This window comes from Sediminitomix flava (genome assembly GCF_003149185.1).
GTDB classification, from domain to species: domain Bacteria; phylum Bacteroidota; class Bacteroidia; order Cytophagales; family Flammeovirgaceae; genus Sediminitomix; species Sediminitomix flava.
The window spans coordinates 595,947-608,690 of sequence record NZ_QGDO01000001.1 but is presented as its reverse complement, the minus strand read 5'-3'; the positions used below and the strand labels follow the sequence as shown (position 1 = coordinate 608,690).

Below are 12,744 nucleotides of genomic sequence, written 5' to 3'. Positions count from 1 at the left end.
AAATCTTTTAGTTTTGATAAACAACTTTAGATTAAAACTGAAAGAACAAAAATATATGAATCCTTTATTAGCAGAACAATTAAATACACCTTTCTCCACTATCCCTTTCGATCAAATCAAGAATGAACATTTCCTACCTGCTGTAAAAGAGGGAATTGCTTTGGCTAAAGCTGAGTATAAAGCAATCTCAACATCTACAGAAGCACCTACTTTTGAGAATACCATTCTAGCAATGGATAAGTCGGGGGTAATCCTAGACCGAGTGACATCTACTTTATTCAACTTGAATTCAGCAGAGACCAATGATGAGATTCAGAAAATCTGTAAAGATGCATCTCCATTATTGTCTGAGTTTAGAACTGATATTCTTTTCGATAAAGGTCTTTTCAATAAAGTAAAAGCAGTTTATGAGCAACGTTCTTCTCTTAATCTGAGTGCAGAACAACTTACGCTTTTAGAAAAGAACTATCGTTCGTACAAAAGAAATGGCGCAGAACTTCCAGAAGAAAAACAGGCTAGAATCAAAGAGATTTCAAAACGTCTGTCTGAACTCTCGCTAACTTTTGGAGAGCATGTTTTGGCTGAAACAAATAAGTTTGAGCTAGTACTTGAAAATGAGGCTGATTTGGATGGTATTCCAGAAAGCATTCGTGAAATGGCGAGTATGACCGCTCAGCAGAAAGGAAAAGAAGGGAAGTGGGTGTTTACGCTTGACTACCCAAGCTATGTTCCTTTTATGACTTATGCGTCAAATAAGGCTTTGAGGGAAGAAATGTTTAAGGCTTTTTCTTCAAGGGCTTTTAAAGGAGATGAGTTAGATAATAAAGACATCATTAAAGAATTGGTGAGTTTGAGAAATGAGCATGCTCAGATTTTAGGCTATGAAACTTACGCTCATTATGTATTGGAAGAGCGTATGGCGGGTTCACCTGATAAAGTGTTCGAATTCTTAGGAGAACTTCGTGATTATGGTTTGCCTGCAGGGAAAGAGGATGTAAAGCAAGTAACTGATTTTGCAAAACAACTTGATGGAACTGAAAGTCTAGCACGTTGGGATTATGCTTTCTATCAAGAAAAGCTTAAAAAAGAAAAGTTTGCGATTGATGATGACCTACTAAGACCATATTTCAAATTAGAGAATGTAGTTGAAGGTGTTTTCACAGTATCTGAAAAGCTATTTGGATTAAGTTTCAAGGAAAATAAAGATATTCCTGTCTATCATGAAGAAGTGACAGCTTATGAAGTCTATGAGAATGGTAAGCTGAAGGCTATTTTCTATGCAGACTTTTTCCCGAGAGAAGGGAAAAGAGGAGGGGCTTGGATGACCTCTTACCAAAGTCAATACAATTACAGTGAAGAAGAAAATGGCGTTCCTCATGTGTCAATTGTATGTAACTTCACTAAACCAACAACAACGAAGCCTTCACTGCTTACTTTTAATGAAGTGACAACACTCTTCCATGAATTTGGTCATGCTTTACACGGAATGCTAGCCAATACGGTTTATAAGAGTTTGAGCGGAACGTCAGTTTATTGGGATTTTGTGGAGTTGCCTTCTCAAATCTTTGAAAACTGGGCTTATGAGAAAGAATGTCTTGATCTTTTTGCGAAACACTACGAAACAGGCGAGCTGATTCCTGAAGATTATGTTCAGAAGATCAAGGATAGTATGACTTTCCAAGAAGGTTATCAAACTGCAAGACAATTGAGCTTTGGATTGTTGGATATGGACTACCATAGTTTGAAAGATGGTGTGGTAGAAGATGTAGCTGTTTTTGAACAAGGGTCAATGAACTCTACTTTGCTGTTACCATCTGTAGATGGAAGTAATATGAGTTGTGCATTTTCTCACATTTTCCAAGGAGGATATGCTTCAGGTTACTATAGCTACAAATGGGCAGAGGTGCTTGACGCTGATGCTTTCGAATTATTCAAACAAAATGGAATCTTTGATAAAGCTACTGCTGAGAGCTTCAAAGAAAATATTTTGAGCAAAGGAGGAAGCGAGCATCCTATGACATTGTACAAACGTTTCAGAGGTGCTGAGCCAGACCCCAAGGCATTATTAAGACGCGCAGGGCTTTTGAAGTAATTATATTAGAAAAATTCAATCATTTAAAATCTCCAAGAATCATATTTATTTGATCTCTTGGAGATTTTTTGTTTCTCTTTTTTTCGTTTTTAAGCGTTAAATTCAGTGGATTGATGTGTGAATAGTATCTCTTTTAAGCTATTTTGTATTATTTCTATTCAATTAGTTTAATAGTTTATTTTTTGGTCATAGATTAAGAGCTGACTTTCTTTATAACCACTACTATAATCATGACAAAAAAAATAAACCTCATTCTTTTAGTACTATTTTCCTTAGTAACTAAATTAGTTTACGGACAGGTCGAAAATTACACATCAACTTGGGATTATGATATTGTTATTACCTCTCAGGCTGATTGGGAAAATATAGCAAATTGGGGTAATGCAGGTTTTCCTGATTCTGATGATAATGTACTATTTAATGGAGCTAGAGTCGTGATTGATTATGATTTGACTTTATCTGACGCTAATTTTAGTTTTGGTGGAGGAACTAGTGATTTCTTTTTTACGATCAAAAGTGGGAGGACACTAACTGTTGGGAGTTTGTTTGCAAATCAAAATCAACCTTTTACAATTGAGTCGAATGCAACACTAATTGTCAACGATTCAATGTCCGTTGATAATGCACCTATGACTGTGAATGGTCAACTTACCGTTAAAGGAGGTTTAAATGTTAAAAATGGTTCATTAAATGTTTCAGATACTGGTAGTTTAACAGCAGAAGGAAGTTTGCTTTTAAATGGTTCTGCATCTTTAAATATTGATGGGACAGCGACAATTAAGGAAGATCTTGTTATTACAGGAAGTGGAGATCTTGACGTCAATTTGGGAGGTGATTTAACCACAGAAGGTGATTTCTATATTTCTGGAGGTCCTAATGTAACAATTGATGGTACTTATGAAGTTAAAGGAGACTTTTTTCCGTCAGAAAGTGCTGAAGGTAAAATTACTGGAGGTGGGGATATTATAGGTATAGAAGGTGACGATTTACCAGGTTTCACAGGAGATGCTACTTTATACCTTTTTCTTGTTAGTTTTCATGTAGATTTTTCAAACATAAATGATTTGTATGTGAGATGGACAACACTTTCAGAATATCAAGTAGATTATTTTGATGTAGAGGGTTCTTTTGATGGTGTTAATTACGAATCTGTAGCAAAAGTATCGAGTGTAGGAGATCATGAGAGAATTCAAGAATACACAATTGAGGTTGGGTATTTTAAATACTTTAGACTGAAGATAGTGAATATGGATAGAAGTTATAGCTATTCAAAAGTTATTACTCATTCATTTTTACCTGCAGCTCATATCAAAGTTTATCCGAACCCAGTAATTGACCAGTTGAATATTGAGTTTAATCGGGAAGGAAATCAACGAGTTGAAATATTCAATTCTATTGGTGAATTAGAATATACTTTGAAAACAGATAAAACCGAAATAAAGATTGAAGAGGTCGCTACATGGGAAAGAGGAGTCTATCTTGTCGTAATTTCGGATGAGATGAGGGGGAGTAGAGAAGTGAAAAAAATCTTTGTGAGTAAATAGATTAGATGCTAAAAAGGTGGTTATTTCAATGAAAATAACCACCTTTTTTATTTATTAATCTTGATCTACAAAAATGCGATAACTACCGTTGTTATTAAACTCCCATGAAGCATTTCCAATGGCGAAGTTTGTGTACTCAGTTACTTCGCAGCATTTGATATTTACTCTTTTGGTATCTACTTGAAAGGTAAATAATGTTGTACTATCTGATTTGATTTCATAGTCATAACTACGATCGTCAAAACTAATAGGAACTTCTAAGTATGAGTCGGAGGTATATCTGAATATGTAGAACTCAACTTCTGAACTGTCAGCTAAATCAATGATTTGTATGCTTTGAGCAAAGATGGTGTCATTGTTTAATAAATTAGTATCAGTGCCTTCATTTATCAATTCAAAATAGAAAGGAGAAGGAGGGGTATCGCATGATACATCATTGCAATTAACAGAAAGGTCTGTACATGCTTGTAAGCTCAAGAGAAGTAAAAGGCTAAGTTTGATGAAATTGTTCATTACAAAAATGGTTAAGTATTTTATTTGCTAAGTTTTCCATGCCACTTTCCAATTCGTCCGTGGCTTCCTGATGCCCAAAGGCTTTGATCTTCTTTGGCTTGGTAAAGGGTATAAAAACCTACAGAATCGACATTGACCCAATTTAAACCATTATCCGTTGAAATATCCATTCCTGTTTTACTAATTGAAAGGTAAGTTCCTTTTTTAGCTTTCAAAGCGATAACACATGATCGGTAGCCCGAAGGAACGTCATTTGATTTCTGCCATGTTTTTCCTCCATCGTTTGTGTAAGCTGCAATTGCTTTTGTGCTATCTGGCATTGTATAATCTCCTCCCATTGCTACACCGTTCAATTGATCTTGCATTGTCAAAGTGTAAATTCCCGAAGAACCTATTCCAGATCGAATTGGGGTATTAGTGATCGTCCAAGTCTTTCCTCTGTTTGTAGAGAAGTAGACTCTAGCTTCTGCACCACCAGTTCCTATCCAAACATTACTGTCACCTTCTACGACAAGGCAGCTACCACTAGCAGCAAATCCGCCTTCCATTTCATTTGCTTGAGGGATGTTTTCTGAAGGAATGTCTGTCCATGTTTTTCCACCATCTGCAGTAGTTATGATTTTCAAATGTCCATTCATAGGGTCGCCAAATGCGATTCCATTCTGATTATCCCAAAATCCCATCGCATCCATGAAAATAGCTCTATCTTCATTTAAATAGCTTAAAGCCCATTCTTTACCTGCATTCGTAGTTTTATATATTTTGGCAGGGCTACCTGCTGTTATAGCTATTGCGGTCTGATCGTCAAATGCTTCTATATCTCTGAAATCTAAAGAATCTGCTCCATTTACACTGAATTTTTCCCAAGTTTTACCACCATCAGCGGTTCTTAAGATTGAGCCGTTTACACCGCTAGCCCATGCTACATTTTCAGAAATAGGACTCAATCCTCTTAAGTGCAAACCTTTTTCTTCGTGAAGAACCGTCCATCCTCTTGTTTCATCTTGAGTGTGCTCCTCTGTTTTTTTCTGACAACTTTGGAGTAAAGTGAATAAGGTAATTGAAAGGAAAAGTAATTTGTTTTTAGTTTTCATCTTTTGAATTGGTTTAAAAAAATGCTTCCCTAATTAAATATAGAAAAGCATTTTTCAAAGGTATTTATGAATGAATAGCTATAATCGGGGATGAAGAATTGTATGGTATCTGACTTTGATTACTGATACCCGATCGCCTGTAGATTGAATAGTTCTGCATATAATGCATCATTTTCCATTAACTCATCATGTGAGCCAATTTCTTCAACCGTTCCATTTTTCAAGACCATAATTCGGTCTGCAATTCTTACGGTACTGAATCTGTGAGAGATGATGACTGCCGTTTTCCCTTTTGTTAGATTGATGAATCTATTGAAGGTTTCTGTTTCTGCTCTAGCATCTAAGGCAGATGTTGGTTCATCAAGAATCAGGACTTCTGCATCTTTCATGTAAGCTCTAGCCATGGCGATTTTTTGCCATTCACCTCCCGAAAGTTCTTTCCCTTTTTTGAATCTTCTACCTAAAGGTTGATCATAGCCCATTGGTAGTTTTTCAACAACGGTATTTGCCAAGCTTTTTTGTGCTACTTCATCAATTTTTGATTGATTGAGGATCTGATTGATTTCACCTACAGCTACATTTTCTCTTACAGTAAGTTCAAACTTTACAAAATCTTGGAAGATGACTCCGAAATAAGTTTGGTAGTCGGTAAGGTTAAACTGATCGACAGGAATGCCATCTAAAAGAATTTCTCCTTCAGTAGGTTCGTAGAATCGTAGTAGGAGTTTTGTCAGCGTAGTTTTCCCCGCTCCATTTTCACCTACAAAGGCAAGTTTTTCACCTGCTTTCAATTCAAAATTGATATTTCTAACAACCCAATTCTCTGATTGAGGATATTTAAAGCCTACACCTCTAAATTCAAAACCCTTCTCGATCATTTTAGGCATAGGAAGTTTCTCTGTTTCTTCATTTTCAGATTTCAGATCAAGAAACTCGAAATAGTCATTGAGGTAGAGGGCTTTGTCTGTGATGGATGTGAATCGGGTAAAAAAGCCTTGCAATTTCGTTCTTAGTCGGTTGAAAGAGCCCGAAAGAAATGTGAGGTCTCCGAGTGAAAAGATTCCTCCAATCGTATTGAAAACAATAAGAACGTATGCAATATAGTAAGCAGCACTACTGATGATATTGAAAAAGGAACCCCACAAAGCTCTTTTTTGAGCGAGGTCTTTACTTTCCAAGAAGTATTTATGGGAAAGAATCTTGAATCGGTCAGCTATATAATCTGACAGTCCGAAAAGTTTAACTTCTTTGGCTGTGACATCACTCGCGCCAGCGTATCTGAGATAATCTAGTTCTCTTCTTTCTTGTGTCCAGCTTCTCGCCAAAGAATAACTTGTTCCGTTAAACTTGATTTCATTCATTATTGTAGGAGCAATAGAAACGACTAAGAGAAGAATCAGCCATGGTTCAAAAGAAACGACACCCACTAACAATGAAATGACAACGATAATGTCTTGAACTTGAGAAAGTACATTTGACATAAGTGTTACTCGTCCTGCTGTTTGTCTTCTCGCTCTTTCGAGTTTGTCATAGAAGTCTGCATCTTCGAGCTGATCTAGATTTAGTTCGGCAGTCTTCTTGATGATTTTCACTGAGGAATCTATAGAGTATTGATCGCCAAGAAGCGAGTCTGTTAGGTTGATACCTCTACTCAGAAGGTCTGAAGCAACAGCTAAACCAAATTCGGCACCCACTAACCACCATAGAAAGCTTAGGTCTTTATTTATGGCATCTATCTGTAAAACGACTTCGTCAATAATGATTTTTCCAACCCAAAGCATAAGTAAAGGAAGTAAAGCACTGATGAGTCGTCCTGTTATATTTAGGTAGAACAAAAGAGGGTTGACAGATCTAATCTCTTGAAAAAATCTGGGAATGAATTTTAGTGAGTATAGACTTTCTTTAAAATTTATTTTTTGGGGGCTAAAAGTACGTTGTGCCACTATTTTATAAGATTTAAGTTGAGATGTAAGAAGATGTATTTTGTCAGTTTTGTCTTATTTTCGAAACCAATTGATCTTTTTTTTGTTGAATAAAAACCCTCGTTTAAATAAACAAAAACAAGCTAAGTTCAGAACAGCTCTAGTCTCTCTAGAGTTATACAGGAAGTGAGCGATCTATTTATTGAAATTCTAATGTTAGATCAAAGAGAAAGTATCCGTCCAGAAATACCTAGAGCGGTAGTACGGAGCAACATGACGGAAGCGGAGCAATTTCAGAATAAAACTTTACGTCCAATCGCGAAAATGCAGCATAGCTTATTAATTGCTGTTTTTCAAGATTATCTAGAAAAGAAGAAACATGTAGTTTATCATTTGTCAGAAAAGATTTTTAATGAATATTTAGAGAACACTTTTGCAAAAGATATAGCCTTCAGAAGCCATTTGAAAGGGCTAATTATAGGGCATTTTACTATGGAAGAGTACAGTTTCTATATTTCGAATAATTCTGAAATTAATAAACGCATCACCAATTTATTGAAAGAGCGACTACGAAGTAGTCGTGAAGAGTTTGTTAAATAATAACTAATTTGAGAAAAAGAGACATTTTCAAGAACTGATCATGTCTCTTTTGAATTATTTTGATGCTTTCAAACGTTGGACAGCACGCAACCATCTAGGTGGTAATTTGCCATTTACTGCCATAGAATAATCTTTATGACTACAAGGAACAATCGACTTTCTACATTTCCCTGCTTCAGATAAATCATCTTCGTCTTTTACTTCCATCCACCATTTTCCAGAAGTCATGCTTTGGTAAAAGATAAGCATATGATCGCTAGAACTGTCAACAGGAACGAGAAACTGCTTGTGTCTTGATGATGAAAAACTAGGTTCTATTTTTCGATGCGCTAGACCTTCAATGAGGTACCATGTCATGACGGCAAGAGCATCAATCCCAGTGTCGTTAATGTCAAAGGCTTGATCATATTCAAAAAAGCCCATCATTTTAAGTTTATCACTCATGCCTGCATACCAGCAGAGTTGACAAGCTTCTTCGGCTTTAAAACCAAATAAATTGCTGTATGGACTAGCCCCACCTTCCATTTTCTTGATAGCAGATAGATCGAAGCTGATAAATTCACAACTACGAATCAGAGGCTCTACTTCTTCTTTTTCATCCCTAAACATTCCGATACTAAGAAGTTCACCCTGTCTAGCTCTCACTTTTTCCATCATTTCGAGTTGGGTGATATACCTTTGGTAGCCAATATGATGGTAGTCGATGTATTCTTCACCTTCCCAATCAAGAATGTGATTAAGAAAAGATTTATTGAGAACATCATCCTTATTCCCATTGAGAGAATTATCTATTCCTAAGATACTAATAGAAGCATCTAGCGAATGCATCAAGGATTTACTCAAGGGTAAAGTAAGATCTTGACTTCCTCCTATAATGATTGGAAAAATATTCCTTTTGAAAAGCTCTTCACAAACAGTGGTAAGAGATTGATAAGTGTCACTGAGTTCTTCTCCTATTTCAAGATTACCGAGATCGGCTACTTGAATGGGAGCTGTAGATTTTTGCAAAGAATAAATCTTTTGTCTTATTCTTTCCATAGCATGAGAGGCTAATCTTTTTTGATTACCTCTTCCTCGATATTCCTCCACTCCTAATAGTGCAACATCTACATCTTTTAGTTCTTCTTCACTTTTTGGAAAAAGGACTTGACTTCCGAATTGATCGTGTGTGAAAAGTGCTTGTTTAACCGAATAGGGTGTTAGTTTTTCCCAAAAATTCATTTAGTTTACATCTTTAATGTGAAAAAGTAGACGACTTATCTTAATGTCTCCTCTATAAAACTTCAAATTAACTATATTTACCCGAGTATCAAATTTGAAATATGAGTATTATAACCGTAGGAACGGTAGCTTATGATGCTATCGAGACGCCTTTCGGCAAGACTGATAAAATAGTTGGTGGAGCTGCTACATACATTGCTTTGGCAGCATCTTATTATGTGAAACCTGTAGATATCGTGGCTGTAGTTGGTGACGATTTTTCTAAGGAATATATTGATATGTTCCATGAGAAAAACATTCGTACAGAAGGTTTACAAGTGAAAGAAGGGGAGAAGTCTTTCTTCTGGAGTGGACGTTATCACAATGACATGAACTCTCGTGATACATTGGCTACAGAGCTTAATGTATTGGCAGATTTCGATCCTGTAATCCCAGAAGCTTATCAAGGTGCAGATTACGTAATGTTAGGAAACTTGACTCCTGCAGTACAAAAATCTGTCATTGAGCGTTTGGAGAAACGTCCTAAGTTGATTGTAATGGATACAATGAACTTCTGGATGGATACGGCTCTAGAAGAATTGATTGAGACTATCGGTATGGTAGATGTTCTTTCAATCAATGATGAAGAAGCTCGTCAGTTATCTGGAGAGTATTCTTTGGTAAAAGCGGCTAAGAAGATTTTGGCAATGGGACCAAAATATTTGATCATCAAGAAAGGAGAGCATGGTGCTTTACTTTTCAATAATGATCAAGTGTTCTTTGCACCAGCGTTGCCATTGGAAGAAGTGTTTGATCCAACAGGCGCAGGTGATACATTTGCAGGTGGTTTTATCGGCTACTTGGCACACTCTGACGATACTTCTTTCGAGAATATGAAAAGAGCTGTGATCTATGGTTCTGCTATGGCGTCATTCTGTGTTGAGAAATTCGGAACTGAGCGTTTGGAGAACTTGACTGAAAATGAGATCAAAGATCGTGTTCAGCAATTCAGAGATTTGGTACAGTTAGAAGGTTCATTCTAAATTTTGCCAATTAAGTAATATGAGAAGTCTTTGAGGTGGAAACCTTAAGGACTTTTTTATTGCCCAGTTCTTGGCATGTCCTAAGCATTATAGTTATCTTATTTTCTCAATAATTTTCTTATTTAAAAAAAGATAAACATGGAGCCTAATAAATATACAGGAGTAGATGATAAGAAACCGATGATTCCTAAAAGTATCTGGTGGAAAGTTGGTGTAGGCGCAGTAGGGTTATACGTAGCATATTCATTGTTAGGAAATGTAGCAGGTTTCTTAATGGGTGCGGTAGTAGGATATGTGATTGGAATAGGTTCGAAATGGTTCCAGAAATCGGATAAAAAATAGCTTAAATAGACCTTTAAGAACACTTTTTTTGCCCAAAGAAATCTTCAAATTACATAGCTGAGATTTATAGTTTTTAGCACGAACTCAATTTTATCAATATTGGTTAATATAGGTACAGTATGCTAAAACAATTTACTTAATCTGCTATATGAAGTATCTCTTAGGGCTATTTGTTTCTGTATTATTTGTAATTGGAAGTGCACAAGCTCAAGAAGTAGGTAAAACACGTGGATCATATATTAGTCTGAATAAAAAGAGTGAATCGAGTAAGGTAAATCAGACAAGCAAATCCTATTTGAGCAAAAGTAGTAATATCAATTTAAATAATAGTAATGAAAAGTGGCTTCCGAAAGTAGGCATTCCAAGAGAGTGGAATGAAGTTACAGGTGAAACTGTAAGCGATTTTGATTTTAATAATAAAGAGAGTGTCTCTTCAAAGGCGATGAATGAAGCATCTCGGGAATTGGCGCAGAGTCCGTGGAATGCGGGACTGTATGATGTAAATGTTATTAAGAAAGGAAAAGGTATACTGGAGCATCAGTCAACGGATTGGGGAAGTGCAGAGCCACCGAGAAATTATAGATTTTTCATCAAGTCGCATTATCTTTGGAGACAGTCCAATATGATGTATTTGCAGAATGGTTACCCTATAACAGGCGTAACAGGAAACATTAGCTGGCAGAAAAGATAGAGATATAATACAATACCCGATACGTGAAGGAGAATTTCAGTCTTTGACAGAAATTCTCCTTTGTTGTGTTGGTAAGTCGTACAAACTGAGCTTTTCAGTTTAGTAGCTTATTCCTATTTTCTTGTAGATGAAGCCCAATAACCAAGCTGGACCAATCATCAGAAATTGCAAGTCTTTGAAGAATGAAGGTTTTTTTCCTTCCACTTTATGTCCGTAGAATTGACCAATCCAAGCTGCAACAAATACGATCAGTGCAATTTGCCAAACAGGAATAACTCCCCATACATTTAGGACTTTAATTCCATAAAGACAAAGGCTTGATACAGCCGCCATTCCTAAAAACATTGTTACAGAAATTCTCAAATAAAATAAGAGACCTAAAATAACAACTACTGTTCCCCAGTGGATGTAGGGTTGATATGCAGCAGGAAATAAGTTCTTTAACATATCTGATGGAATTTCAGAAAAGAGTGCCAATACACAAAAAAAGATGGCTGGTACACAAATCCAATGAATCAATTTATTCGTCGGATTTTTATGGCTTTCTCCATATTCATCTAGCCATTGTTGCATTGATTTCATAATAGTATCGTTTTTGATAATTGAATTAGTAATTTCTGTATTTACTACACTTATATTACAAGCTTTCTTCCATAAGTGCAAAATCTTACAGAAATTTTCAGTTTCTTCATTTAATAAAACCAATAGATTCTAATCAATTAAAAATGACTAAACCAAAAATTGTAGGGGTGATAGGGCCTAATGCTAATCTTTGTTCTGAAGTCTTGTATCAGTTTGCTTATCAGCTAGGAGAAGAGCTAGCGAAAGCTAATTTGATGGTTGTCTGTGGAGGAAAAGGAGGAGTGATGGAAGCTGTCTGTAAAGGTGGGAAGAATGTTATTTCTCCTTTTTCTATTGGTATTTTACCGAGTTCTGATAAAGAAGATGCAAATCCGTATTGTGATATTGTGATTCCTACAGGGATTGGGATTGCCCGTAATTTTATAGTAGTGAATACCGCTGACATCGTAATTGCTTTAGGTGGAGGAGCAGGGACTCTTTCAGAAATGGCTTTTGCATGGCAGTTAGGAAAAAATATAATTGCGTATACACAAGAAGGTGGTTGGGCTGAAAAGTTGGCAGGAGAACAAATTGATAACAGAAGAGCTACACCTATCTTTGAGGCTAAAAGTATTGAAGAGATTATGAATATTTTACAAAGTAATGTTTTTAGTTGATTTAAGTTTTCACTTATTAAGGGAACATTCGCTCAGCTTTTTATAGATTTGAGAAAATTTTGATGTTATGGAGATTACAGGATTTGCGCAAAAAGCGCTAAAGAAGATATTAGAAAATAATAAGTTTGGATGGACGGGTATGCGTATTTTTTATGCAGGCGAAGTTAATGGCGATCCATCATTCCAAATGATTATGGTAAAAGAAGCTTCTGAAGGCGATCATGTAGAAAATTATGAAGGCTTCAATTTGTATTATGAGAAGGAAGTCGTAGAAGCTTTACAAACTGCAAGTATGGATTATGTAGCAGAAGGTTTCTCAATTGTGATTGGTGCGGGGAAAACTTGTGGAAGTCACTAAAATTTAATTCCTATAAGTTTTAGGAAGGTGTTTTGTATTCAGGCAAGACACCTTTTTTTATGCCCTAAACTGAAGAATTCTTAAGTGAACCGAAATTGTATTTTCAA

Annotated in this window: 13 protein-coding genes; 8 read left to right on the top strand and 5 right to left on the bottom strand. The window is 36.0% G+C overall.

Going from position 1 to position 12,744, the window contains the following annotated elements:
• Nucleotides 1-55: 55 nt before the first annotated feature.
• Nucleotides 56-2,092, top strand: a complete 2,037-nt coding sequence (locus BC781_RS02325; RefSeq protein WP_109615636.1) for a M3 family metallopeptidase — start codon at nucleotides 56-58, stop codon at nucleotides 2,090-2,092.
• A gap of 230 nt (nucleotides 2,093-2,322) precedes the next feature.
• Nucleotides 2,323-3,636, top strand: a complete 1,314-nt coding sequence (locus tag BC781_RS02320; protein WP_109615635.1) for a T9SS type A sorting domain-containing protein — start codon at nucleotides 2,323-2,325, stop codon at nucleotides 3,634-3,636.
• 54 nt (nucleotides 3,637-3,690) lie between these two features.
• Here BC781_RS02320 and BC781_RS02315 read toward each other — a convergent pair whose 3' ends face one another.
• The 3 genes from BC781_RS02315 to BC781_RS02305 form a co-directional block, all read right to left on the bottom strand.
• On the bottom strand, nucleotides 3,691-4,149 hold the full coding sequence (locus BC781_RS02315) for a hypothetical protein (protein WP_109615634.1): 459 nt from the start codon (nucleotides 4,147-4,149) through the stop codon (nucleotides 3,691-3,693).
• 20 nt (nucleotides 4,150-4,169) lie between these two features.
• Nucleotides 4,170-5,243 (bottom strand): WD40/YVTN/BNR-like repeat-containing protein, encoded by a 1,074-nt coding sequence (locus BC781_RS02310; protein ID WP_109615633.1) that lies wholly within the window; start codon nucleotides 5,241-5,243, stop codon nucleotides 4,170-4,172.
• A gap of 119 nt (nucleotides 5,244-5,362) precedes the next feature.
• On the bottom strand, nucleotides 5,363-7,024 hold the full coding sequence (locus BC781_RS02305; RefSeq protein WP_245935564.1) for an ABC transporter ATP-binding protein: 1,662 nt from the start codon (nucleotides 7,022-7,024) through the stop codon (nucleotides 5,363-5,365).
• Nucleotides 7,025-7,351: 327 nt separating this feature from the next.
• Here BC781_RS02305 and BC781_RS02300 point away from each other — a divergent pair, with 327 nt between their 5' ends.
• Nucleotides 7,352-7,765 (top strand): glyoxalase, encoded by a 414-nt coding sequence (locus BC781_RS02300; protein ID WP_211323660.1) that lies wholly within the window; start codon nucleotides 7,352-7,354, stop codon nucleotides 7,763-7,765.
• A 54-nt stretch (nucleotides 7,766-7,819) separates the two neighbouring features.
• Here the strand turns inward: BC781_RS02300 and BC781_RS02295 are convergent, their stop codons facing one another.
• Nucleotides 7,820-8,986 (bottom strand): arginase family protein, encoded by a 1,167-nt coding sequence (locus tag BC781_RS02295; RefSeq protein WP_109615631.1) that lies wholly within the window; start codon nucleotides 8,984-8,986, stop codon nucleotides 7,820-7,822.
• Between the two features lie 101 nt (nucleotides 8,987-9,087).
• Here BC781_RS02295 and BC781_RS02290 point away from each other — a divergent pair, with 101 nt between their 5' ends.
• From BC781_RS02290 to BC781_RS02280, 3 genes are all read left to right on the top strand, one after another.
• Nucleotides 9,088-10,008, top strand: a complete 921-nt coding sequence (locus BC781_RS02290; RefSeq protein ID WP_109615630.1) for a PfkB family carbohydrate kinase — start codon at nucleotides 9,088-9,090, stop codon at nucleotides 10,006-10,008.
• Between the two features lie 138 nt (nucleotides 10,009-10,146).
• Nucleotides 10,147-10,350, top strand: a complete 204-nt coding sequence (locus BC781_RS02285; protein ID WP_109615629.1) for a hypothetical protein — start codon at nucleotides 10,147-10,149, stop codon at nucleotides 10,348-10,350.
• 148 nt (nucleotides 10,351-10,498) lie between these two features.
• Nucleotides 10,499-11,041 (top strand): hypothetical protein, encoded by a 543-nt coding sequence (locus BC781_RS02280; RefSeq protein WP_109615628.1) that lies wholly within the window; start codon nucleotides 10,499-10,501, stop codon nucleotides 11,039-11,041.
• Nucleotides 11,042-11,140: 99 nt separating this feature from the next.
• Here BC781_RS02280 and BC781_RS02275 read toward each other — a convergent pair whose 3' ends face one another.
• Entirely contained in the window at nucleotides 11,141-11,623 is a 483-nt protein-coding gene (locus BC781_RS02275) for an Mpo1 family 2-hydroxy fatty acid dioxygenase (protein ID WP_109616563.1), read from the bottom strand.
• 143 nt (nucleotides 11,624-11,766) lie between these two features.
• On the opposite strand from BC781_RS02275, the gene BC781_RS02270 reads away from it, so the two are divergent.
• The gene (locus tag BC781_RS02270) at nucleotides 11,767-12,279 is read left to right on the top strand and encodes a TIGR00725 family protein (RefSeq protein WP_109615627.1); all 513 of its coding nucleotides are present in this window, start codon (nucleotides 11,767-11,769) and stop codon (nucleotides 12,277-12,279) included.
• Between the two features lie 67 nt (nucleotides 12,280-12,346).
• Complete coding sequence (locus BC781_RS02265) at nucleotides 12,347-12,637, top strand: iron-sulfur cluster biosynthesis family protein (RefSeq protein WP_109615626.1); 291 nt, start codon at nucleotides 12,347-12,349, stop codon at nucleotides 12,635-12,637.
• Nucleotides 12,638-12,744 lie beyond the last annotated feature (107 nt).

What these genes read in the sequence shown, in the direction of transcription:
- BC781_RS02295 (WP_109615631.1), bottom strand. Translation starts at nt 8,986, where the DNA reads ATGAATTTTTGGGAAAAACTAACACCCTATTCGGTTAAACAAGCACTT.
- BC781_RS02270 (WP_109615627.1), top strand. Translation starts at nt 11,767, where the DNA reads ATGACTAAACCAAAAATTGTAGGGGTGATAGGGCCTAATGCTAATCTT.
- BC781_RS02280 (WP_109615628.1), top strand. Translation starts at nt 10,499, where the DNA reads ATGAAGTATCTCTTAGGGCTATTTGTTTCTGTATTATTTGTAATTGGA.
- BC781_RS02320 (WP_109615635.1), top strand. Translation starts at nt 2,323, where the DNA reads ATGACAAAAAAAATAAACCTCATTCTTTTAGTACTATTTTCCTTAGTA.
- BC781_RS02315 (WP_109615634.1), bottom strand. Translation starts at nt 4,149, where the DNA reads ATGAACAATTTCATCAAACTTAGCCTTTTACTTCTCTTGAGCTTACAA.
- BC781_RS02310 (WP_109615633.1), bottom strand. Translation starts at nt 5,243, where the DNA reads ATGAAAACTAAAAACAAATTACTTTTCCTTTCAATTACCTTATTCACT.
- BC781_RS02275 (WP_109616563.1), bottom strand. Translation starts at nt 11,623, where the DNA reads ATGAAATCAATGCAACAATGGCTAGATGAATATGGAGAAAGCCATAAA.
- BC781_RS02305 (WP_245935564.1), bottom strand. Translation starts at nt 7,024, where the DNA reads ATGCTTTGGGTTGGAAAAATCATTATTGACGAAGTCGTTTTACAGATA.
- BC781_RS02290 (WP_109615630.1), top strand. Translation starts at nt 9,088, where the DNA reads ATGAGTATTATAACCGTAGGAACGGTAGCTTATGATGCTATCGAGACG.
- BC781_RS02285 (WP_109615629.1), top strand. Translation starts at nt 10,147, where the DNA reads ATGGAGCCTAATAAATATACAGGAGTAGATGATAAGAAACCGATGATT.
- BC781_RS02325 (WP_109615636.1), top strand. Translation starts at nt 56, where the DNA reads ATGAATCCTTTATTAGCAGAACAATTAAATACACCTTTCTCCACTATC.
- BC781_RS02265 (WP_109615626.1), top strand. Translation starts at nt 12,347, where the DNA reads ATGGAGATTACAGGATTTGCGCAAAAAGCGCTAAAGAAGATATTAGAA.